Annotated in this window: 21 protein-coding genes, 2 rRNA genes and 1 pseudogene; 10 read left to right on the top strand and 14 right to left on the bottom strand. The window is 35.1% G+C overall.

The features are described 5' to 3' along the window. Nucleotides 1-61: 61 nt before the first annotated feature. Nucleotides 62-769 carry a TerC family protein gene (locus tag AAGD50_RS02470; RefSeq protein WP_038199715.1) on the top strand — a complete coding sequence of 236 codons (708 nt, stop codon included), beginning with the start codon at nucleotides 62-64 and terminating at the stop codon, nucleotides 767-769. A 32-nt stretch (nucleotides 770-801) separates the two neighbouring features. Here the strand turns inward: AAGD50_RS02470 and guaA are convergent, their stop codons facing one another. The 3 genes from guaA to AAGD50_RS02485 all read right to left on the bottom strand — a co-directional run bounded on the left by guaA (nucleotide 802) and on the right by AAGD50_RS02485 (nucleotide 6,082). Next, on the bottom strand, nucleotides 802-2,364 hold the full coding sequence (gene guaA / locus AAGD50_RS02475; protein ID WP_264723688.1) for a glutamine-hydrolyzing GMP synthase: 1,563 nt from the start codon (nucleotides 2,362-2,364) through the stop codon (nucleotides 802-804). A gap of 798 nt (nucleotides 2,365-3,162) precedes the next feature. Beyond that, the gene (locus tag AAGD50_RS02480; RefSeq protein ID WP_006280151.1) at nucleotides 3,163-4,947 is read right to left on the bottom strand and encodes a ribonucleoside-diphosphate reductase subunit alpha; all 1,785 of its coding nucleotides are present in this window, start codon (nucleotides 4,945-4,947) and stop codon (nucleotides 3,163-3,165) included. Between the two features lie 58 nt (nucleotides 4,948-5,005). Then, nucleotides 5,006-6,082, bottom strand: a complete 1,077-nt coding sequence (locus AAGD50_RS02485) for a methyltransferase domain-containing protein (RefSeq protein ID WP_012673083.1) — start codon at nucleotides 6,080-6,082, stop codon at nucleotides 5,006-5,008. Nucleotides 6,083-6,417: 335 nt separating this feature from the next. Between AAGD50_RS02485 and AAGD50_RS02490 the strand changes: the two genes are divergently transcribed. Both AAGD50_RS02490 and rrf read left to right on the top strand, forming a co-directional pair. Continuing rightward, nucleotides 6,418-9,183, top strand: a 23S ribosomal RNA gene (locus AAGD50_RS02490). Nucleotides 9,184-9,249: 66 nt separating this feature from the next. Continuing rightward, nucleotides 9,250-9,356: ribosomal RNA gene (rrf, locus tag AAGD50_RS02495) — 5S ribosomal RNA — on the top strand. Nucleotides 9,357-9,441: 85 nt separating this feature from the next. On the opposite strand, the gene AAGD50_RS02500 is transcribed toward rrf, so the two are convergent. The 3 genes and pseudogenes from AAGD50_RS02500 to rpmH all read right to left on the bottom strand — a co-directional run bounded on the left by AAGD50_RS02500 (nucleotide 9,442) and on the right by rpmH (nucleotide 10,269). Continuing rightward, entirely contained in the window at nucleotides 9,442-9,705 is a 264-nt protein-coding gene (locus AAGD50_RS02500; protein ID WP_077188558.1) for a hypothetical protein, read from the bottom strand. 86 nt (nucleotides 9,706-9,791) lie between these two features. Next, nucleotides 9,792-10,067 (bottom strand): annotated as a pseudogene (rnpA, locus tag AAGD50_RS02505) (ribonuclease P protein component); the annotation flags it as partial. A 67-nt stretch (nucleotides 10,068-10,134) separates the two neighbouring features. Then, on the bottom strand, nucleotides 10,135-10,269 hold the full coding sequence (gene rpmH, locus AAGD50_RS02510; RefSeq protein WP_006279898.1) for a 50S ribosomal protein L34: 135 nt from the start codon (nucleotides 10,267-10,269) through the stop codon (nucleotides 10,135-10,137). Between the two features lie 107 nt (nucleotides 10,270-10,376). On the opposite strand from rpmH, the gene pstC reads away from it, so the two are divergent. The 4 genes from pstC to AAGD50_RS02530 all read left to right on the top strand — a co-directional run bounded on the left by pstC (nucleotide 10,377) and on the right by AAGD50_RS02530 (nucleotide 13,935). Then, nucleotides 10,377-11,465 (top strand): phosphate ABC transporter permease subunit PstC, encoded by a 1,089-nt coding sequence (pstC, locus tag AAGD50_RS02515; protein WP_038199744.1) that lies wholly within the window; start codon nucleotides 10,377-10,379, stop codon nucleotides 11,463-11,465. Between the two features lie 101 nt (nucleotides 11,466-11,566). Beyond that, nucleotides 11,567-12,994: a F0F1 ATP synthase subunit beta gene (gene atpD / locus AAGD50_RS02520; RefSeq protein ID WP_264724260.1), complete on the top strand. Its 1,428-nt coding sequence runs from the start codon at nucleotides 11,567-11,569 to the stop codon at nucleotides 12,992-12,994. Between the two features lie 12 nt (nucleotides 12,995-13,006). Further along, on the top strand, nucleotides 13,007-13,351 hold the full coding sequence (locus AAGD50_RS02525) for a F0F1 ATP synthase subunit epsilon (protein WP_006279902.1): 345 nt from the start codon (nucleotides 13,007-13,009) through the stop codon (nucleotides 13,349-13,351). Nucleotides 13,352-13,755: 404 nt separating this feature from the next. Beyond that, nucleotides 13,756-13,935 (top strand): ankyrin repeat domain-containing protein, encoded by a 180-nt coding sequence (locus tag AAGD50_RS02530; protein WP_238514246.1) that lies wholly within the window; start codon nucleotides 13,756-13,758, stop codon nucleotides 13,933-13,935. Nucleotides 13,936-14,111: 176 nt separating this feature from the next. Here AAGD50_RS02530 and AAGD50_RS06795 read toward each other — a convergent pair whose 3' ends face one another. From AAGD50_RS06795 to AAGD50_RS02550, 5 genes are all read right to left on the bottom strand, one after another. Continuing rightward, a complete protein-coding gene (locus AAGD50_RS06795; protein WP_080717647.1) occupies nucleotides 14,112-14,282 on the bottom strand; it encodes a DDE-type integrase/transposase/recombinase in 171 nt (56 codons plus the stop codon). 255 nt (nucleotides 14,283-14,537) lie between these two features. Then, entirely contained in the window at nucleotides 14,538-14,684 is a 147-nt protein-coding gene (locus tag AAGD50_RS02535; protein WP_080717648.1) for an IS3 family transposase, read from the bottom strand. A gap of 59 nt (nucleotides 14,685-14,743) precedes the next feature. Further along, entirely contained in the window at nucleotides 14,744-14,878 is a 135-nt protein-coding gene (locus tag AAGD50_RS02540) for a hypothetical protein (protein WP_007548509.1), read from the bottom strand. Beyond that, nucleotides 14,875-15,009, bottom strand: a complete 135-nt coding sequence (locus tag AAGD50_RS02545) for an IS3 family transposase (protein WP_007548354.1) — start codon at nucleotides 15,007-15,009, stop codon at nucleotides 14,875-14,877. The genes AAGD50_RS02540 and AAGD50_RS02545 overlap by 4 nt, the downstream gene beginning before the upstream one ends. A gap of 105 nt (nucleotides 15,010-15,114) precedes the next feature. Beyond that, nucleotides 15,115-15,825 (bottom strand): class II aldolase/adducin family protein, encoded by a 711-nt coding sequence (locus AAGD50_RS02550; protein ID WP_264723686.1) that lies wholly within the window; start codon nucleotides 15,823-15,825, stop codon nucleotides 15,115-15,117. Nucleotides 15,826-16,105: 280 nt separating this feature from the next. Here AAGD50_RS02550 and AAGD50_RS02555 point away from each other — a divergent pair, with 280 nt between their 5' ends. After that, nucleotides 16,106-16,729: an AAA family ATPase gene (locus tag AAGD50_RS02555; protein WP_264723685.1), complete on the top strand. Its 624-nt coding sequence runs from the start codon at nucleotides 16,106-16,108 to the stop codon at nucleotides 16,727-16,729. Here AAGD50_RS02555 and tsaB read toward each other — a convergent pair. The 3 genes from tsaB to AAGD50_RS02570 form a co-directional block, all read right to left on the bottom strand. Further along, on the bottom strand, nucleotides 16,724-17,308 hold the full coding sequence (gene tsaB / locus AAGD50_RS02560; RefSeq protein WP_155969018.1) for a tRNA (adenosine(37)-N6)-threonylcarbamoyltransferase complex dimerization subunit type 1 TsaB: 585 nt from the start codon (nucleotides 17,306-17,308) through the stop codon (nucleotides 16,724-16,726). The two genes, AAGD50_RS02555 and tsaB, sit on opposite strands and share 6 nt — an antisense overlap. Then, entirely contained in the window at nucleotides 17,308-18,438 is a 1,131-nt protein-coding gene (locus tag AAGD50_RS02565; protein ID WP_264723682.1) for a dicarboxylate/amino acid:cation symporter, read from the bottom strand. Before AAGD50_RS02565 ends, tsaB begins: the two co-directional genes overlap by 1 nt. A 138-nt stretch (nucleotides 18,439-18,576) precedes the next feature. Beyond that, nucleotides 18,577-19,566 (bottom strand): ribonucleotide-diphosphate reductase subunit beta, encoded by a 990-nt coding sequence (locus AAGD50_RS02570; RefSeq protein ID WP_155969016.1) that lies wholly within the window; start codon nucleotides 19,564-19,566, stop codon nucleotides 18,577-18,579. A 131-nt stretch (nucleotides 19,567-19,697) separates the two neighbouring features. Here AAGD50_RS02570 and AAGD50_RS02575 point away from each other — a divergent pair, with 131 nt between their 5' ends. Together AAGD50_RS02575 and AAGD50_RS02580 are read left to right on the top strand one after the other, a co-directional pair. Beyond that, the gene (locus AAGD50_RS02575) at nucleotides 19,698-20,036 is read left to right on the top strand and encodes an outer membrane protein assembly factor BamE (RefSeq protein ID WP_006279908.1); all 339 of its coding nucleotides are present in this window, start codon (nucleotides 19,698-19,700) and stop codon (nucleotides 20,034-20,036) included. A 334-nt stretch (nucleotides 20,037-20,370) separates the two neighbouring features. Beyond that, the gene (locus AAGD50_RS02580; protein WP_151807722.1) at nucleotides 20,371-20,781 is read left to right on the top strand and encodes a transposase; all 411 of its coding nucleotides are present in this window, start codon (nucleotides 20,371-20,373) and stop codon (nucleotides 20,779-20,781) included. Nucleotides 20,782-20,816: the final 35 nt, after the last annotated feature.

Below are 20,816 nucleotides of genomic sequence, written 5' to 3' on the forward strand. Positions count from 1 at the left end.
TGAAGTCACTTAATTTTTACACATCTATTGTAGAGTAAGAAGAACCGAATTTGAAACAAAAATGCTAACTGATGCTTGGACTTTACTGACACTTACACTACTTGAAACTATACTTAGTGTAGACAATTTAATCTTTATTTCTCTAGCAATAGATAAGGTACCAAATGCGCTGAGAGAAAGAGTGCGCCTTATGGGCCTTGGATTAGCACTATTAATGCGTTTTGTAATACTATTTTTTACATCATCTATATTGTCAATGCAAAAACCTATATTTCACACTGCATCAGCAAGGGATTTACTTATGATCGCAGGGGGATTATTCCTTATTGTTAAGAGCTCTATGGAGTTACGGGATGACATCTTTGTATGTAAGAAAAATAAAAAGAAAGCAAACGTTAAATCAAAATTTTTTTTAGTTGTGCTACAAATTATATTAATAGATTTAGTTTTTTCGGTTGATTCGATATTAACTGCTATAGCACTAACTTATAACATGGTAATAATTGCTACAGCATTTACATTTTCCATGCTAGCAATGCTGTTTTTATCAAGTTATACCGCCCAGTTAATCAAATCTAACCCAGGGTTAAAAATAATCGCCATTTTATTTATTTTACTTGTCGGTGTGTACCTCATACTTCATGGATTTCATATAGAATTACCAAAAGGATATTTGTATTCTTCATTTATGTTTGCACTGCTTGTGGAAATTATAAGCAAAATAAAGAAAATTAACCGTCATACCGCGATTCATTCGCGGTATCTCTAGATCCAGCTAACAAGCAGCGGGATCTTTTTGATTTACTCCCACTCAATAGTTGCGGGTGGTTTAGAAGTGATATCATAAACAACTCTATTTACTCCGGGAACATTATTAACAATTATACTGCCGACATTGCGTAAAAAATCCCAAAATACTAGCAAGTGTTGATCCTTATCTTCAAATGGAAATGCATCGGCTGTCATACCATCAGATGATGTTACAGCCCTTAAAGCACAAACATATCCATACGTACGACCATCTCCCATAACGCCTACAGTTTTTATTGGTAATAATACAGCAAAAGCTTGCCATATCTTATCGTATAGATCGTAATTTTTCATCGTATTAATATATATTTCATCTACTTCTTGCAATATTCGCACCTTTTCTTCATCGACTTCACTTATAATCCTCACTGCAAGTCCAGGTCCAGGAAATGGATGTTGAAATATTATCTCATCTGAAAGCCCAATTTCTTTTCCAAGTAGCCTTACCTCATCTTTAAAGAGGTAACGTAAAGGCTCCACTAACTTCAGATTCATCTTTTCTGGCAACCCACCAACATTATGGTGAGACTTAATTGTACTAGTGTTGTCTGAGGCATGCCCTGACTCAACTACATCAGAGTAGATGGTACCTTGCATCAAAAAATCCACATCACCTATTTTTTTTGCTTCTTCTTCAAACACTTCAATAAAAGTGTTACCGATAATTTTTCGCTTTTCTTCTGGATCAGTTATTCCCTTCAACCTACTCAAAAATAAATTTGATTTATCAACGTAGTTTATCGGAATCTCTTTCAACATAGCAATAGTCTGGTTCTTGCGTAACAACCCAGTATCAATGAAAATACAGTTCAATTGTTTTCCTATAGCTTTATGTGTGAGAGCCGCTGCAACACTTGAATCAACCCCACCACTCACTGCAGCGATTACTTTTTTCTCTCCTACTACATTTTTGATTTTTTCCTTTTGCTCCTCAATAAACGACTTCATTGTCCAGTCCCTTTCGCAATTTGCAATATCCAAGAAGTTAGAGAGCAATTTACTGCCATTTGTTGTGGGCTTAACCTCAGGATGGAACTGAGTACAGTAAATCTTCCGCTGTTCGTTGACAATCATTGCAATTGTTTGATTTATCACACCTGATGCAATAACAGTAAATCCATGTGGTATAGTATCAACACTGTCCGCATGGTTCATTAATACATCCACTTCAGAATTAACGTCCCAGGTATCCTTTACAATGGGGGATTCTTTTAGTATCTTGATTTTAGTTCTACCAAACTCCTGTTTGAAACTCTCTTTTACTTTTGCTCCAAAATAATGACAAATGAGTTGCTGTCCATAGCATATTCCAAGTATAGGAACGTTTGTTGCCTCATTAAGTTTTATAATTTCATGTACTACTCTACTTGTTTCAGAACAATCATCATTTACAGATTGTGGTCCTCCAGAGAGAATAAACCCATTGAATTTTGATATTGTTTCAAAACTGATGTTGCTTGGAAATATCTCACAATAAACGCCCATTCCTCTTACTTGTCTTGCGATAAGCTGTGTAAACTGTGAACCAAAATCAATAATGGCAATTGCTGACAATTTGCTCCTCCATATTATTTAAAATGATATCTGATAATAAAGAAAATAATGGAGTAAGTAAACCAAGACCTGTTTAAAAGCTTTAACGCGTGGTACAAGTTAGCTATATAGCTAATTTTCCTACACCATACCGCTGCGGCGCTAACTAGTAGCGGAATGACAGCAATCTACGTCATACCGCCGCAGTATCTCAGCCGCTAACAAGAGATCCCGCTAACAAGTAGCGGGATGACGATTGTCGTTTATCCATAAATGTTTAAGAAATTTACCAAATGAAAAAAAAGGCAAAAGAAGCCCCGTAGTTGGCTAATTACTTACATTATACTTTCAAGTATGGCGTTTTTTTATTCTAAACGCTTAATAACCGCGACTCAGCTGCTTTTAAATGCAACTAACCTTAGCTATAAATGTTTAAGAAATTTACTAAACGGAAAAAAAGGCAAAAGAAACCCTAGGGTAGCTAGTTATTCACTATCCATTTTTTAAGTTGGCGTTTTTTTATGTTTTAAACGCTTTATAAGCGCGTTTCAGCTTATGTAGGTAGAAGTTTGATAAAGACATAAGGTGCACATAGTGCAAAAAATTAAACATGAGACGCCAGATACGTGAGTTTTTTTGTCATTTAATCTGTACAGAGAAGATAAATAAATAGCTTCAGTTTTATGATAAGGGAGCTGGCGGAGTTTGTCAAGAAAGTTTTTTCGTTTCTATTCCCAATAAAAGTGCGTTATATGGTTATGCAAGAAGTCTATTTACCCATTTGCTTAACTTTCTCTCTACTTTTTTTGAGTAAGGCCGCTATTGGCATGACAGACATTCATCGTAGTCAATATCTGTTTTTTGTTGCAATATTTCACTTTTTTTGAATATGTCATGCGAGACCTTATCGGCTCTCTGCATTGATTGTGATCTGCAGTAATATAAGCTCTTCAATCCTTTTTTCCAAGCAAGCATGTGTATTTTGTGCAAGTAACGTTTATGTACGTTGGCAGGTAAGAACAGATTTACTGATTGAGATTGACAAATATACGAAGTTCTATCACTTGCATGTTCTATAATCCATCTTTGGTCAAGCTCGTACGCTGTTTTAAATGTCAATTTTTCATGCTCACTAAGAAAATCTAAATGCTGAACGGAACCCTCGTTTGTTGAAATTGAAGACCATATTTTATCATTGTCTTGATTTTTTTCTGCTAATAGTTTTTGCAAGAATTTATTTCGCACTACAAATGAGCCTGTAAGTGTCTTTTGTATGAATACGTTTGCTGCGTATGGTTCTATTCCAGGGGAGGTATTACCTGCAATAATGGAGATCGAGGCAGTAGGAGCAATAGCGAGTTTGTGTGTAAACCTTTCCATTAGATCAACTTCTTTGGCATCAGAACATGCTCCCTTTTCTTCTGCTAATTTTTTAGAAACTATATCTGCTTGCTCGCGTAAATACTTAAATATTTTTTTATTCCATTGTTGTGCTGTTACTGATTCAAAAGGAACCATTTTGCTTTGTAAAAATGAGTGAAAGCCCATCACACCAAGACCAATACTGCGTTCTCTGGCTGCAGAATATTTTGCTCGCTGCATTTCATTCGGTGCTTTATTTATGAAATCTTCCAATACATTATCAAGAAAGCGCATTATATCTTCTATGAAGAGTTTATTGTCTTTCCATTCTTCGTAGTACTCAAGGTTTACGGATGATAGACAACACACAGCAGTGCGTGACTTATTCAGGTGATCATAACCTGTGGTTAAAGTTATTTCACTGCATAGATTTGACATCTTGATGTCTAAGTTGAGCTTTTTGTAAGATTCTGGCTTATTGTTATTTGTTGCATCAAGGAAAATAATGTAAGGTTCTCCAGTTTCAACTCTTGCTGTTAATATTTTGATCCATATATCCCGCGCTTTTACAGTTGAAATAACCTTATTGTTGTGAGGGCTTATTAAATTCCATTCTTGATCATTCTCAACAGCCTGCATAAATTTATCTGTTACTATTACAGCATGATGTATATTTAACGCTTTGCGATTTGGGTCACCGCCTGTTGGCTTGCGTAAATCTAGAAACTCTTCTATCTCCGGATGAGATACAGGAAGGTAGACTGCTGAACTTCCTCGCCTTAGGGATCCCTGACTAATTGCAAGCGTTAGAGCATTTTGCACTACAATAAATGGAACAATTCCTGATGTTTTGCCGCTACCCTTTACGCTTTCGCCTATTGAGCGTAAATTTCCCCAATAACTACCTATGCCTCCTCCACGTGCAGCAAGCCAAACATTTTCGTTCCATAGATCAACTATTCCCTGCAAGCTGTCTTCGGTTTCATTAAGAAAGCAAGAGATAGGTAACCCTCTCTTAGTGCCACCATTGCTGAGTATTGGTGTTGAAGGCATGAACCACAAGTTGCTCATGTAGTCATAAAGACGCTGCGCATGTTCTTTATTATCAGAATAGTAATTAGCAATACGTGCAAAGAGGTCTTGATAACTTTCATTTTCTATTAAATACCTGTCTGATAGAACTGCTTTTCCAAAGTCGGTTAATTTGCTGTCCTTTGCGTAATTAATGGTAATGTTATTCATAAAGTTCCTTTTATTCTTTTATTATATATAGATACTTAAAAGTCATTTTGAGCGATTTTTAAGTTAGGTTTTTCGGATTTTCTTGTTGATGCTGTAATGCAAACAAGATACCGTCAACCTGACTGCCATATATTTTACAGTAACTCATATAACTTATTTGCATATTTATTTCTTTTGCAACATGTTGAACATAACTTTCTGAGTGACGAAAATAGTCTCCTTTATTTACAAAGTCAATACCTTCACCTTCCTTTCTTCTTATTAAACATACAATAACTCCTTTTTTGCTCGTAGATCTTTTTGCTAATTCCAACTCTTCTTGAAAGTCATGTAGATAATGTAGCACTTCAGCAAAGATAATTACATCATACTGCTGGTTTTTCTCTTGTTTAAGAAACTCTTTCATTTCCATATGTATTAATTCATTGTAAACAGGCTTACCTTTTATAAAGCATCCTCTTGCGATATTTAGCATTCTACTTGAAATGTCAATTCCTGTTATATGGTTTCCAATACTATTTATTTTCAAGAAATGACCACATATTCCAGTTCCACAACCAAGGTCGAGTATATTGAGCTCAGAAGTGGAGTTGTTGAAGATTTTTGTAATTATCATGTGTACAAGTTCATGCCCTCTATATTGTTTGGCAATCAACCAATGCTCAACAAAATATTCACCTGTGTAATCAAAATATTGTCTTATGAGGTTTTTTGGCAATTCTGTAATAGGCGCTGAGTTTGTCATTTTTTTTATATAGTAAGACGCCTCCTCGTGGTCATTATCTAATTTTAGTGCCCTTGTTAAATAATTATAAGCTTTGTTAGTATTCCCTACCGCAAAATGACACCTTCCGATGTTATACCAGACTATAGGTAAATGGGGGTAAAATATGCTAATTAACCAAAATCGTAACTTTGCATCTGATATGCTACCTTTATAAAAGTGATATAAACCGATTTCAATGTTGGTGTTTAACAGGTTCTTAGATTTTTTAAGAAGCACTGTCATTTCTTTATGAAGAGTATTATATTTATTCACAATGAAGTGTTTTACTTTCTTAATATTTAATACGCCAATGAGCTTAGACATACAATTTAAAGCAACGTTTTTTATAAAAGAGAGATTACTTTTCATACGTTAGAAATACTCCGAATGTTTATTATCATTTTTAGGCAATTGATTTTAACACATTTTATCTTACAAAATATCTTTTTTATTAATTTTTACTGTATATATAAGTTTACTACATATTTCTCAGATTATACTGTTTAGGATTGCTAGTATATTGTTGTTGATAATATAAGTAAATGTTTTGTGCAAAAAGGCGTTGACATATTATTTATTAGGTTATAACATATAAAAGATTAATTTAGTTTTTAGATGTTTGACAAGTTTTATGGTAGAGATTAATTTAATCTCAATTCAATTTTAATAATATTTAACTCTGCATATTCTGCATATAGTCGGATAAATAAATTATTAAGAGCACTTGATGGATGCCTTGGCGTTAAGAGGCGATGAAGGACGTGGCAGGCTGCGATAAGCTGTGGGGAATTGTCAACAAATTTTGATCCGCAGATTTCCGAATGGGGAAACCCAACTAGTTTAGCTAGTTATTACGTACTAAGTATGTAAAGCAAACTTGGTGAACTGAAATATCTAAGTAGCCAAAGGAAAAGAAATCAACCGAGATTCTGTTAGTAGTGACGAGCGAAAGCGGAAAAGGCTAGTGATTTAAGAATAAGAATTAGAATACTCTGGAAATAGTAACCATAGAAGGTGATAGTCCTGTATAAGTAGAAAGTTTTTAAATCCTTGAGTAGAGCGGGGCACGTGAAATCCTGTTTGAATATGGGGGGACCATCCTCCAAGCTTAAATACTCCTTAACGATCGATAGTGAACAAGTACCGTGAGGGAAAGGTGAAAAGAACCCCGGGAGGGGAGTGAAATAGAATCTGAAATCAAGTGCTTACAAACAGTTGGAGCTCTATATCAATTTATTGATATTTAGAGTGACAGCGTACCTTTTGCATAATGGGTCAGCGAGTTAATCTATGAAGCAAGCTTAAGCCGTTAGGTGTAGGCGTAGCGAAAGCAAGTCTGAATAGGGCGTTTTAGTTTTATGGATTAGACCCGAAACCAAGTGATCTAGTCATGACCAGATTGAAGGTGTGGTAAAACACACTGGAGGATCGAACCAGTTAATGTTGCAACATTATTGGATGAGTTGTGATTAGGGGTGAAAGGCCAATCAAACTTGGAAATAGCTGGTTCTCCGCGAAATCTATTTAGGTAGAGCGTTGTATGTATGTTGTTGGGGGTAGAGCACTGGATAGACTAGGGGGATTCACCGTCTTACCAAATCTAACTAAACTCCGAATACCAACAATTAATTATACAGCAGGCACACTACGGGTGCTAAGTCCGTGGTGAAGAGGGAAACAACCCAGATCACTATCTAAGGTCCCAAAATTACAGCTAAGTGGGGAAGGAAGTAGAAAAACCATTACAGCTAGGAGGTTGGCTTGGAAGCAGCCATCCTTTAAAGAAAGCGTAACAGCTCACTTGTCTAAATAAGTTTTTCTGCGCCGAAAATGTACCGGGGCTAAAGCTGTATACCGAAGATGTGAGTGCTTATTGATTTCGATCAATAGGCGCGGTAGCGGAGCGTTCCGTAAGTCTGTGAAGGTGGTTTGTGAAAACTGCTGGAGATATCGGAAGTGAGAATGCTGACATAAGTAGCGTAAAAGAGTGTGAAAAACACTCTCACCAAAAATCTAAGGGTTCCTACGTTAAGTTAATCTGCGTAGGGTTAGTCGGTTCCTAAGGCGAGTCCGTAAAGGAGTAGTCGATGGCAATTAGGTTAATATTCCTAAACCTCTTAAGTGTGACGGGTTTCGTATTTGTATAGATCTTATTGGATTGATCTATGCTTAAAAGAAGCTCCAGGAAATAGCACTTATATTTATGAGGCCGTACCGCAAACCGACACTGGTGGATGAGTAGAGTATACTAAGGTGTTGAAAGAATGATGTTGAAGGAACTCGGCAAATTATACCTGTAACTTCGGAAGAAGGGTAACCTGCTTTTAGGCAACTATGAGTAGGTGGCACAAAATAGGGAGTAGCGACTGTTTACTAAAAACACAGGACTCTGCAAACACGTAAGTGGAAGTATAGGGTCTGACGCCTGCCCGGTGCTGGAAGGTTAATAGGAAGGGTGCAAGCTCCGAATTGAAGCCCCAGTAAACGGCGGCCGTAACACTGACGGTCCTAAGGTAGCGAAATTCCTTGTCGGGTAAGTTCCGACCCGCACGAATGGCGTAACGATTTCTCCACTGTCTCCAACATCACTTCAGCGAAATTGAATTCCCCGTGCAGATGCGGGGTACCCGCGGTTAGACGAAGAGACCCCGTGCACCTTTACTATAGCTTTACATTGCTATTAAAAGTGTGATGTGCAGGATAGGTGGGAGACTTTGAAGTTATGGCGCTAGCTATAATGGAGTCAACCTTGAGATACCACCCTTTACACTTTTGATATCTAACTATGTTTCATTATCTGGAACTAGGACATTGTATGGTGGGTAGTTTGACTGGGGCGGTCGCCTCCTAAAAAGTAACGGAGGCGTGCGAAGGTAAGCTAGAGCTGGTCGGAAATCAGCTTGATAGTATAATGGCATAAGCTTGCCTGACTGCGAGGCTGACAAGCCAAGCAGAGACGAAAGTCGGTCATAGTGATCCGGTGATTCTGTATGGAAGGGTCATCGCTCAACGGATAAAAGGTACGCCGGGGATAACAGGCTGATGGTGTTCGAGCGTTCATAGCGACGACACCGTTTGGCACCTCGATGTCGACTCATCACATCCTGGGGCTGAAGAAGGTCCCAAGGGTTCGGCTGTTCGCCGATTAAAGTGATACGTGAGTTGGGTTTAGAACGTCGTGAGACAGTTCGGTTTCTATCTGCCGTGGGTGAAGGAAATTTGAGAAGGTCTGACTCTAGTACGAGAGGACCGAGATGGATATACCTCTGGTGTACCAGCTGTTATGCCAATAGCATCGCTGGGTGGCTATGTATAGATGGGATAATTGCTGAAAGCATATAAGCAAGAAACCCTCTTCAAAAAGATTTCCCAATTAAGGCCGTGGAAGACTACCACGTTGATAGGCTAGGTGTGGAAGCATGGTAACATGTGAAGCTAACTAGTACTAATAGCCTGATTGATTTATTTGCTTTCTATATGTGTGTATGCAGTGTTAAATATTAAGTTAAAATTGTTAAGTTAGAAATTTTTATTGACTTGGTGGCTATAGCAAAAATGAACCACCCGATCTCATCTCGAACTCGGAAGTGAAACTTTTTAGCGCTGATGGTACTTGAAAAGGGAGAGTAGGTCGCCGCCAAGTTTATAAAAATTTCTTTGTTAATTAGACACTAGGTATACTTATATTTTAACTTTCTTGTTTTGTTACTATTCTTTAAGTTTTTACTTTAACTACGATATCTTTTTTTTCTTATATGTTCTTGGTCATTTTCTACATTATTTAGCATTGTTCCTACTTCCCCTAATTGATTCCCTTTTGAAGGAGAATTACTGATTTCTGGTAATATTACATTACCTCCCACTTTTTTAAATAATTCTTCTTGTTGGCGAAATGCTGACCTCCAATCTGTTCCTGTTCCTTTAGGAAGAAATAAGAATTGATACATCTGACCAAAGCCTGTGTTATTTACCTCTTTTATATGCTCTACCATTCACCACACCCATTAACTATTTTTAAAAATTTTACCTATATTATCATAAAAAATATAGTTGTAAATACCTTAATTGAGATTTTTTTTTATTTTATCTTTTTTAAGCAAATAGTTAGATCTTTTTGTAAATTTTTATAACTTGCTTGCATAATGTTTCTATGAGTTAGTATTATGTAGTAGTGCCCTATATTACTTATATTTAAAATGTTAATTTTAGCAAGCATTCGTAGTTGCCTTTTTATTTTATTTCTTTTTGCTGCTTTTCCGGTTTTTTTACTGATAGCCAGACCTACTCTAATAGTATGAATGTACTTTTCAGGTTCTCTTTCTTTTATAGCGTACAGTGATATATAAAGCCCACGATAAAAAAGACTGTTGAGTGCTAACTTATTTTTGAAAGCAGAAGAAAAATCTTTTTTTTTATACTTACTATGCGCATAATTTGTTACACCCTAATGAACGGCGCCTATTAAGGATTTTTCTTCCAGCTCTTGTTGCCATACGTGAACGAAATCCGTGTCTGCGCTTTCTTATCAAATTTTTTGGTTGAAATGTTCTCTTCATTGTTTTTATATTAATATAATTATTTATTTTAAATTGTTTTACTTTATTGTCAAATAATGGTGAACTTGTATGACATTTTCGTAGAATAAAATTTGATGCATGGAAGAATGAATTCGGTGATAGTCATACCTGTCTTACTAATCCTTTTATTTTGTTTTAGTAGGTTTCAAGAAGTAAATAAGGTTAAATCTTATCTATATCTTAGTTGTGTATGGATGCTAACTTGGTTGTTAGTATTCTATAATAATTGTTTTGTAACTTTTATTTCTATAGCGTTACTTTTTTTCATGCTTGCTTTTATCTTTAAAAATAAAAGAAATAAGATAATAAAACTTTCGTTATTTGTGGCTTTGGCCATATCATTTTTTATCACTTTATTTATAATGCTGTCTATTTTTATTCAATCCATTAGTTTTTTTAATAAAGTAGCTATTTCAGAATTCTTGTTTTGCTTGAAATGGGGCCACAATGTAGTCACTATCAATGAAGAGAAGATAGGATGTTTTGGTATAGCGCCGCTTTTAGTTGGTACATTACTTATAACTATTATAGCAATGTTAGTTGTCGTTCCGCTTGGTTTATTTTCTGCAATATATATTAGTGAATATGCGAGTGAGAAAGTGCGTTATATTGTTAATACAACTTTGCAAGTTTTGTCTGCTATTCCTACGGTTGTATATGGATATTTCGCGGTTGTGTTTTTGTCTTTCTTTATAAAGCAGGTAGCAAATTTTTTTGGTTTAAGTATACACTCAGAAAGTGCCTTAGTTGCCGGTTTATCGATTGGGATAATGATTCTTCCTTTTATTATTTCTTTACTCGAAGATGCCATAAGATCTGTTCCAAAAAGCTTGCGTTATGGCTTCATGGCACTTGGTGCAACTCCAGCGGAAACTATATGGCATATAACAATACCTTATGCAATGCCTACAATTTTAAGTGCAATTTTATTGTCAATTTCAAGAGTGATAGGTGAAACAATGATTGTGCTAATGGCTGTGGGAATCAACGCAAATTTGACTTTTAACCCTCTTAATTCAGTTACTACCATTACCGTGCAGATCGCTACATTACTTACCGGAGATCAGGATTTCAATAGTGTACAAACTCTTGCTGCTTATGCGCTTAGTTTAGTATTGTTTATTATTACTTGGCTATTAAATGCATTTGCATTGTTTGTAATGAAGCGTAACTAGTAAGCGTTTTAATGTTGCAAAATTTCTATTAATAATATAAAATTTATTTTCTTTAGAAGTTCTTTTATGGAATTATAGTGTTAGGTGATAAAAATAAAGAGATGAATATAGGTAGAGCGATTAAGGTAACTCAAGCAGTTGTTGATATAAAATTTGAAGGTGAATTGCCTAAAATATTTAATGCTTTAAAAAGCAAACTAAAATATAAGGATAAGGAGCTGGTTTTAGAAGTTTCGCAGCATATAGGTGACAATATAGTTCGTTGTATTGCTATGGATAACACAGATGGCATGTCAAGGGGGGATGAATTTGTTGATACAGGTGCACCAATATCGGTGCCAATTGGGCGTTCAACTTTAGGAAGGATTTTTAATGTTGTTGGAGAGCTTATAGATGAGTGTGGTCCACTGAAGGGAAAGTATAACTTAGAGCCTATACACAGAGCACCTCCAAGTTTTACTGAACAGAGAATACAGGAAGAAGTTTTAGTTACGGGAATAAAAGTTATAGATCTTCTTGCACCTTATCTTAAAGGAGGAAAAATTGGCTTATTTGGTGGAGCCGGTGTTGGTAAAACAGTCCTAATAATGGAATTAATTAATAATATAGCAAAAGCTCATAAAGGATTTTCTGTGTTTGCCGGGGTAGGGGAGAGAACGCGTGAAGGTAACGATCTTTATCACGAGATGATCACTTCAAATGTAATAAATATAAATGAGCATGAAAAATCTCAAGCTGTTTTGGTTTATGGTCAGATGAATGAGCCTCCTGGAGCAAGGGCTAGAGTTGCTTTAACAGCACTTACTATGGCAGAGTATTTTCGTGACCGTGAAAACCAAGATGTTCTATTTTTTGTGGATAATATCTTTAGATTTACACAAGCTGGTTCTGAAATTTCTGCTTTACTTGGAAGAATACCGTCAGCTGTTGGTTATCAGCCAACCCTTGCAACTGATATGGGTGCAATGCAAGAAAGAATAGCTTCAACAACTTCTGGCTCTATTACTTCTGTGCAAGCTATATATGTTCCTGCGGACGATTTGACTGATCCAGCCCCAGCAACTACATTCTCTCACCTTGATGCAACCACAGTGTTGTCAAGGCAAATAGCTGAAATGGGAATATACCCTGCTGTTGATCCACTTGATTCAACTTCTCAGTCTTTATCTGCTGAAATCATTGGTGAAGAACATTATAATGTAGCTTCTGAGGTGAAACGTATATTGCAAACTTATAAATCACTGCAAGATATTATCGCAATACTTGGTATGGATGAGCTATCTGATGAAGATAAAATTATTGTTGATAGGGCTCGTAAGATTCAGAAATTTCTTTCTCAACCTTTTCACGTTGCAGAAATATTTACTGGCATGCCTGGTAAATTTGTTTCACTTTCTGATACTGTTTCCAGTTTTAAAGGGATTGTTGAAGGCAAATATGATCACTTACCAGAGGCTGCTTTTTATATGGTGGGGAATATAGATGAAGCAATAAAAAAGGCTGAATTAATACAAGCTGAAGCTAAATAAAAGTTAAAGATTATGAATACTTTTAAAGTGCAATTTTTCTCTCCTGATGATCAAATTTCATTCAGTGGAGTGGTTTCTCTTTCAGTAACTGGGCTCGAAGGGGAGCTTATGATTTTAGCTCACCATGCTCCTTACTTAATTTATTTATTGCCTGGTATGATTACTGTTAAAATGAGTAACCAAACAGAAAAGAAGGTTGTAATTGATAGTGGCGTATTAGAAGTTGCAAATAATAATTGTAGCATTATAACAAGTCAAATTCAGGTTTTTGATCGTGCAATTCATGATGAGAAATCGTTTAAAAATAAGAGAATTAGTATATATTTAAGTTATCTTGATGAGAAGTTTCTTTCTTAGTTATTTTAGGCAAAAAGTCAATTATCATTCAAGTGGCTATAAGATTTTTGCTCAGGGGGCTCTTTTTTGTCATCCCAGTGTCGGAGTACTTTAGGTGTATGATCCCAGAGTGTGATGGTATGGGACCATACACCTAATCAAATAAAAATTAAAGAAGGAGAGTTGGTTGTAACGGTTGGAGATAACGACTTTGTTTTACCTGGAATTTACGTTGGATAAACTACAAAAAATAACAGGTAAAAATCAACGTAAATTTAAGATAAATCGATTTTATTAGTATTATCAAATCAAAATCTGTTTTTAATTAATCAATAATACTTTTTTACATATTTTCATCCCCTTTCATGGATTTTTTAATTTTATAGATGATATCTAATATTATTAGAAGCATTGTAAAATATCTTATGAGAAAAATTATAAAATATATTAGCATTATTGGTATTGCATGTTTAGTATTGTTATTTTTTATATCTAATGTGGAAACACGCGTAAAAACACAGGAAGAACAATTATTCCTAGCTGTAGAAGATGGTAATGCACAAGAAGTAAAACTATTACTCAAAAATGGTGCAGACCCAAATTGACCTTACCCAGAAAAAGTAGAGAGAAAGTTAAGACGTTTTTATCATGAGAATAAATTGTGCAGGAATGCAATAGTTAATAGTAGAATGTCTACGTTATTTGTTATAAAAGATTTCTATGTATTCAAATATGGCAGTTCTGGTTTGTTGAGCGAGAAGTATCAATAAGCAGCTCCCTTTTAAGTGAACTTTTCTGCAACAGAGTTATCGTAACAACAGCCCTTATGGCTCATGCTGGAAATGATGTTTTTTGTATTCAATAGAAATTGGTAATTTTGAGAGGTATACTGTGACCCTTGATCGCTATGTAACAGCAGATTTTTATCGGGTTTGCGTTTATCAACGGCCATCAATAAAGAATCTATAACTAATTATCATGTTACTCATTAACCACCATGCGTGAATATAGGTCAATTATTGCCGCCAACAACCTTCTTTAGTTTTTATGTAGGTAATCCCAAACTTTATTTGGCTGATCAGTAGTAAAATTTTGATCCAATGTGTTCGGAGCCACAACTCGGTTGCTTATTTGCTGTTTTTTATTTTTGAACCTTCGTCTAAGCTTGGCTTTAATGCCATTTTCTTGCATAACACTTTGTACTGTTTTAATTTTTGCCTAAAGCTTTTAATTCAGCGTGAATTTTAGGGGCTCCATATCTGCATTTAGAAGCTTGATGTATTTTTTGAATATCTGCTAGAAGCCCTTCTTTTGCTAATTCTTTACTGCTTTTTTCCTTAGCAACCCATACCACCAGTACAAAACCCTACATAGTTCCTGTGTTTTATAGCAATTTCTATATAAAAGAATACTTTACTCTTTTTCTTTGCCCAGGGCTTTTTTTAAGATGTCTCTTTCTCTTATTAGCTCTTTTTTTAGATCAAATCTTTCTTTGTCATAAGGAGCCTTTGCCTGGAAATGCGTATGCTCCAGACATTTTTCCATCATATTTTCTTACTTAACATACTGCCATCTATACCTAGATCTTTTGCTATTTTTGTACTTGCTTGACCTGTTTCTTTAACCAGCTTAACAGCTTCTAATTTGAATTCTGCTGTATATTCTCTTCTATTTGTCATATTTTGAAAAAACGTTTTATTTTACTCCAAAAACGTCTTAACTTTCTCTCTACTTTTTCTGGGTAAGGTCACTACTTGGATGACAGATAGTAGTGCGAAAGTCTCTTACAACTTACTTTTAATTAGTCTAACCCATGCGTGCCAATCCCTCTCACCAAGATTGCTTTCAAAAGATAGGAGATCCTTTACAGCTTTTGAGCAAATTTCTTCACTTGGAATTGATAACTCCTTATTCATTGGTAACGTTAAACATTGAGTTTTGCACGCTCGTTCTAAATGATATGTGTAGAACATTGCTTCTTGTATAGTCCGACCACACGTTATAGATCCATGATTACGCATTAACATGACAAAATTTTCTTTCAGATCAGCTATTAACCTCTTTCCTTCTGTATCGCTAAGTGCTAGGGAATTATAATTATGGTAAGAGATTTTATTGTAAAAGTGCAGTGCCCATTGACTTATAGGAAGCAGCCCATCTTTGAGAGAAGAAACCGCTACAATAGAAGGTGTATGCAAGTGAAAAATTGCTTGAATATCTTTCCTTGCTTGATAAACAAAACCATGAATTATATAGCCAGTTCTATTATATTGATATTCTTTGCCTTCAATTACATCTCCATCAAATGATACTTTCATTAACGAACGTTCATCTACTTCATCAAAACGCATACCAAACGGATAAATATAAAACGACTTTTGATCTTCAGAACGCACTGAAAGGTGAGTATATGTATGATCATCGAACTTAAGGTAGGACAAAATCTGATAGGCATAGACTAGATCCCTTTTTACTCTGCTCTTTGTTAACAACACAATCCTCTGTTAGAATCTTCTGAAGGTTTATACGCGAAAAGAGACTTGTAGTAAACTAATAAGTCTATGCCACTCTGTCTTGCTTTCTGAATACCAAACACTTTTGTGTTGTAGCTTGCTTAAAAATAGTTATCGTTATTATAGAGTTTATATACAGAATTTATGTTTTTAAATTACATAATATCTTAACTACAAAAATAATTTTCTATATAATATTTCATATGTTTTAAAGCTTCATTTTTATGTTATTATAAATGTAAGTTTCAAGATTGAAAATAATATGGTAAATATTAACACAAAAAAACAGCCAGCAGGATTTTTCATATATCTCTCTGGTCTTTCGGGAAGTGGTAAACTTTCCACAGCAATAGAATTATCTAATATGATAGACGCATTAATTGTAAATAGCAAGTTCTATAACAATGTTCAAGCTTGCTCTATATACGATGGTGTCTTTGAACGTGATCAAATACCTAAAGAAGTTCAAGATAGAATATATGGCATTATGCAAATTATGCTTCAGGTAATGGAAAATTATCCGATTCACTCAAAAAATTACATATTTATTGATGAGTTGATGGAAAATAATGACCAGAACATGAGGATGTATGATTCAATAGTAAGGCTTAGTAAAAAAATGAACACAGAAATCCTTCCTGTGGTACTTAGGTGTGATCTACCGACATTACAAAAGCGTATTGCATTAAAAAGGCAAAGAAAAAATAGGAAGGTGATTAATCTAAATAGCATGATAGAGCAATGTAGGATTAACAATTTATTTACACCACCGAGTGCTATAGAGATAGAAAATTCAAATATGAGTATAAAAGAAGTAGCTCAAGAGATAGTAAACCAGATGCACAAGCTTAGCCAAATTGCGTGTATGCAAAAAAATAGTCTATAGCAATTTCATATACTGAGGCTCATTTAAATATAGAGCTTCAACTTCATTTAATTTTTGCTTGTTCTTCAGTCTATAATGAACTAATAGCCCTGCATGGCTAGCATTTAAATTGCAATCCATATGTGTACTGCTTGTAGCGTAACCAGGGTCACATGCTGCAGTTGGACCAGACAGCGGCAATAAATTGAAATCAAATAACTGTGTATAAAACCCTTGAGCATTTTTGATTATAGCTCTGATATTTTTTTTGCTATTTGCACAAAGCAAAGATATTGCGTAGGCTTGAACTTCCAGCGCACTAACCCCGTATAACGGCTTATTTGTAGCAAGATTTATACCTTGTGCAGCTGATATACCAACTCTAATTCCAGTGAAACTTCCTGGTCCAACTACTACCGCCAAATGATCTATTTTATCATAATTATAGTTGTGCTTATCAAATAAAGTACTTAGTATTTGAAAAAATGATTCTGCATGACTATTGCTGGTGGAATTGTGCTCTACAAAACAGTTACCATCATAATCAACTATTGCTATTGAACTACCAATACCTACAGTATCAATCGCTAAAATAGACATTACTTAAGCTTATCATAGAGTTTTGAAAATATTATAGTAAAGGCACCATTACCCATAACATTTGCTGAAGTGATTATTGGATCAAACACTATATACAATGCTGTAATTAACGAAAGCATTTCTGGAGAGAATTTGAGATATTTCTCAAGAATAGGTAGCATTACCATAATTCCTCCTGCCGGCACTGCCACGATAGCAAACTTAAATAACAAAAAATAGAGAAGAAAAGTTACATAATCTATTGTGAACAATGAATAACCGGAGGCAATTATCATTGATAATATTATGATAAAAAAGCAATCACCTACTAAATGAAAGCTAGCAGTTATTGGTACAACAGACGATGCTATGTCAGGTTGCTTTACATTTTTTTTGCTTCCTTCAAGAGTAAGTGGCATAGTTGCATTACTAGACATTGTGCTCATTGCAGTAATAAATGCCGGTATCATATTGCCTATACTAGCTATCCAGCTTGTGATCTTGAATGAATTTGCTGCTCCATATAAGAGGAAAACATAAAGGTAGGTTGCAGATGCTATAATAATGAAAATTATTGAGTAATCCTTAAATATTATAGATAAAACTTGATCATGCTTCATTTTTAAAGCAAGCCCAAGTACAAATATTGGAATAATCGGCGTCAAAAACGTCTTCAAAATAAAGAGAGTTAAATCTAACATTTTGTTCGAAAGCTCTTTGCTTTTCTTGGGTAGCAGTGTGGACACTACTATGCTGGACACAAATCCACAGGCAAGGGCATAAAAATTAGAAAGCAATGCAGGCAGCCTAAACGACCATAAGGGAACAATTGTTTCTTCATACGTTATATCTTGTATTGAATGAGTGTTTTGTATGATAAAATGCCCAACAGAATAAGCTATTAAACTTGAAGCCAGATTTGACAAGAAGATCATTATAATAAGTAACAATATGAACTTTATAGCTGACTGCTTAAGATTGTTAACACTGCTAAAGATTAACGCAAAAATAATAAAAGGCATTATAAATAGCAAAACCTCTTTTATACTCAGGCTCGTTGAGTACAAGAAGGTTTTTGCTTCCATTGGAACTAAATGACCAAAGAATGCAACTGAAGTGATGACCGTGAGTAAGATTAATAGTTGTAGCACGTTCTTATATACCAATGTCCTATGGACATATATATGGTAAGTTAGTTGTTAAGTAAAGCAAAACTGTCTAAACTGCACAGCAAATGACGTAATGAAAGTAGCTGACACTGGAATGACAAAGAAGAGTGAAATTAGCACTCACTTATTATTCGTGTCGTTTTCAGTAAAAGCCTCCTCCCATGTGCCTTGAGTTGCTGCACGGCTATACTCTGTTACTCTATTTTCAAAGAAATTCGTATGTTCCACGCCATTTAGTATTTCATCAAGCCACGGAATAGGATTATCATTAACATCATATATGGACTCAAGACCTAATTGCATTAACCGTCTGTTTGCTACGTAGCGTATGTAATTGCGCACTTCTTCTGCAGATAGTCCTTCAACGTCTCCGAAATTAAAAGCAAGCTTTATAAACTCATCCTCAAGCTCAACAATAGTGCGGCATGCAGAATATAATTCCTCTTTAAACTCGTCGTCCCAAATTTCATTATTCTCTTTAATAAATGTATTAAACAACATGATAATTGAATTGGTGTGCAAAGTTTCATCACGGGCTGACCAGGCAATTATTTGTCCCATGCCTTTCATTTTTCCAAAGCGTTGAAAATTGAGCAAAATTGCAAATGATGCGAATAACTGCAACCCCTCGGTAAATGCACCAAACACCGCTAGAGTTTTAGCTACATGTTTTTTATCGTGTTTTTTGCTTTCCTCGAATTCTAACATGTATTCATACTTCTTTCTCATAGCATCATACTTTAAGAATGCTTGATACTCGCTTTCTGGCATGCCAATTGTGTCTAAAAGATAAGAATAAGCTGCAATGTGTATAGTTTCCATATTGGAAAAGCTTGCAAGCATCATGCATATTTCCGTTGGCTTAAATATATTTGAATAATGCCTCATGTAGCAGTTATTTACTTCAATGTCTGCCTGAGTAAAAAATCTAAAGATCTGGGTTAGTAGATTTTTTTCTACACTTGAAAGTTTAGTTTTCCAATCCTTTACGTCATCAGCAAGCGGAACTTCCTCAGGTATCCAATGGATTCTTTGTTGCTGCAGCCACGCATCATACGCCCAAGGGTAATTAAAAGGTTTGTATATTGGATCTGCTTCTAACAATGACATAAGACACCTATTATTTTCTAAAGTAAATATTATATTAAGTGATATTGAGAATCAGTCAATTTAACTTTTTTGAAATTTGACGGCAGATAATTTATTAGTGTATTATAGCTTCAAGTAATTTATCAACAGAAATGCGAGTATTAATATCTTTTATTTTATTATTTACAGTGAGCTGCACTCACACTATTCACAATCACGGAGCTCCTGGCATTAGTGTTGAATTGTGGAGCAAGATAAAAGTAGGTGACGATAAAGAAAAAGTGGTTCACACTTTAGGATCACCAACATTAGTATCAAAGTTCGATGACAATGTTTGGTACTATGTCTCATATAAAATTAAACAAGCCAATTTTTTAGGAAAAAGGAAGTATAGTAGTAAGTCTCTGCAAATTTCATTCGACCAGGACGGTAAAGTTGAAGATACAAAAGAAACTGACATCTTAGAGAGATCTTTGGCTGTTTCTGATTGAAAGTTTGCTCAGATCTTCCTACGTCATACCGCGGTTCATTCCATAACTGTACGAACATTGCGATTTGGGCCTACCAGAAGGGTGTCATGAAAGTAGCTGACACTAGTTCCTTTATGACGGCAGTGCCCAGACTACTTGGATCCAGGAAACTTAATTGCAAGTAATGCATTGGGTTTGGTAAGTATGGGTTTTGCGTTATAGAATGAAGCACTTTTGGTGAATTTGTAAAGAAAACTGGATCCCAGTGGGCTTTGTTGCATCGCTCAAGTGAAAAGAACTGGCAGTTACTGACAAAATTCATTATAAATAGCCATTTAACTGTTGAAGAAAAAATATGCCACAAAAAATGAGAGTCAGTAACTGCCATGAATATAACAAATTTCTCCAAGAAAGAGGAAGCATTTTTTGTTATATCAATGACGCCATAGAAAATTGGTACGAGAATTGTCCAAAAATGCAGGGCGGCAACTATATTTATAGTGATAAAGTTGTGATTTTGGTGCATATAATCGTCAGTTTCTTTAGAATTGGTTTAAGACAAACAGTCGGGTTTATAAAAGGGTATTTGCAACAAATAGGAAGAGATTTGGCAGTTATCAGCTATTCACAAGCATCAAGAAGGTTTAAGAAACTTAATATTAAGATAAATGATTGCAGAATTGATAAAAATAATATGGAAGATATCGAAATTGCTATAGACAGTACAGGAATTAGTATATACAACAACACACAGCAAGGAAAATAGCACTGACAGAAAATATCGTGGCTATGAGCAAACGA

The sequence above is a fragment of the Wolbachia endosymbiont (group A) of Apotomis capreana genome (assembly GCF_964027025.1).
Classification (GTDB): Bacteria; Pseudomonadota; Alphaproteobacteria; order Rickettsiales; family Anaplasmataceae; genus Wolbachia; species Wolbachia pipientis.

Coding starts and splice junctions, on each gene's coding strand:
- tsaB (WP_155969018.1), bottom strand. CDS start 17,308: ATGTCTATTTTAGCGATTGATACTGTAGGTATTGGTAGTTCAATAGCA.
- AAGD50_RS02525 (WP_006279902.1), top strand. CDS start 13,007: ATGAATACTTTTAAAGTGCAATTTTTCTCTCCTGATGATCAAATTTCA.
- AAGD50_RS02570 (WP_155969016.1), bottom strand. CDS start 19,566: ATGTCATTGTTAGAAGCAGATCCAATATACAAACCTTTTAATTACCCT.
- atpD (WP_264724260.1), top strand. CDS start 11,567: ATGAATATAGGTAGAGCGATTAAGGTAACTCAAGCAGTTGTTGATATA.
- AAGD50_RS02470 (WP_038199715.1), top strand. CDS start 62: ATGCTAACTGATGCTTGGACTTTACTGACACTTACACTACTTGAAACT.
- AAGD50_RS02480 (WP_006280151.1), bottom strand. CDS start 4,947: ATGAATAACATTACCATTAATTACGCAAAGGACAGCAAATTAACCGAC.
- AAGD50_RS02540 (WP_007548509.1), bottom strand. CDS start 14,878: ATGATGGAAAAATGTCTGGAGCATACGCATTTCCAGGCAAAGGCTCCT.
- AAGD50_RS02545 (WP_007548354.1), bottom strand. CDS start 15,009: ATGACAAATAGAAGAGAATATACAGCAGAATTCAAATTAGAAGCTGTT.
- AAGD50_RS06795 (WP_080717647.1), bottom strand. CDS start 14,282: ATGGCCGTTGATAAACGCAAACCCGATAAAAATCTGCTGTTACATAGC.
- AAGD50_RS02530 (WP_238514246.1), top strand. CDS start 13,756: ATGAGAAAAATTATAAAATATATTAGCATTATTGGTATTGCATGTTTA.
- pstC (WP_038199744.1), top strand. CDS start 10,377: ATGAATTCGGTGATAGTCATACCTGTCTTACTAATCCTTTTATTTTGT.
- AAGD50_RS02500 (WP_077188558.1), bottom strand. CDS start 9,705: ATGGTAGAGCATATAAAAGAGGTAAATAACACAGGCTTTGGTCAGATG.
- AAGD50_RS02555 (WP_264723685.1), top strand. CDS start 16,106: ATGGTAAATATTAACACAAAAAAACAGCCAGCAGGATTTTTCATATAT.
- AAGD50_RS02575 (WP_006279908.1), top strand. CDS start 19,698: ATGCGAGTATTAATATCTTTTATTTTATTATTTACAGTGAGCTGCACT.
- rpmH (WP_006279898.1), bottom strand. CDS start 10,269: ATGAAGAGAACATTTCAACCAAAAAATTTGATAAGAAAGCGCAGACAC.
- AAGD50_RS02485 (WP_012673083.1), bottom strand. CDS start 6,082: ATGAAAAGTAATCTCTCTTTTATAAAAAACGTTGCTTTAAATTGTATG.
- AAGD50_RS02580 (WP_151807722.1), top strand. CDS start 20,371: ATGCCACAAAAAATGAGAGTCAGTAACTGCCATGAATATAACAAATTT.